We start from the raw sequence: 248 nt of genomic DNA, 5'->3' as shown, positions 1-248 counted from the left end.
CTCGACGGGCCGGTCCGCGGCAACGGCAAGATCATGCAGGAACTCGAAGCGTTCTTCCGCGGCGCCGGCTGGAACGTCATCAAGGTCGTCTGGGGCCGGGAATGGGACGAGCTCCTGGGCCAGGACACCGACGGTTCACTCGTGAAGATCATGAACGAAACCCCCGACGGGGACTACCAGACCTACAAAGCCGAATCCGGCGGGTTCGTCCGTGAACACTTCTTCGGCAAGGACCCCGCGACCAAGGA

Annotated in this window: 1 protein-coding gene; it reads left to right on the top strand. The window is 63.3% G+C overall.

Annotated features, from left to right (window positions below):
* On the top strand, nt 1-248 hold a 248-nt coding region (locus ACU18_RS18915; RefSeq protein ID WP_157407876.1), incomplete at both ends, for a hypothetical protein.

The sequence above is a fragment of the Arthrobacter sp. ZBG10 genome, assembly GCF_001238605.1.
GTDB lineage: Bacteria > Actinomycetota > Actinomycetes > Actinomycetales > Micrococcaceae > Arthrobacter.
The sequence above is the reverse complement of the archived record's forward strand: the minus strand, read 5'-3'. Positions and strand labels throughout refer to the sequence as shown.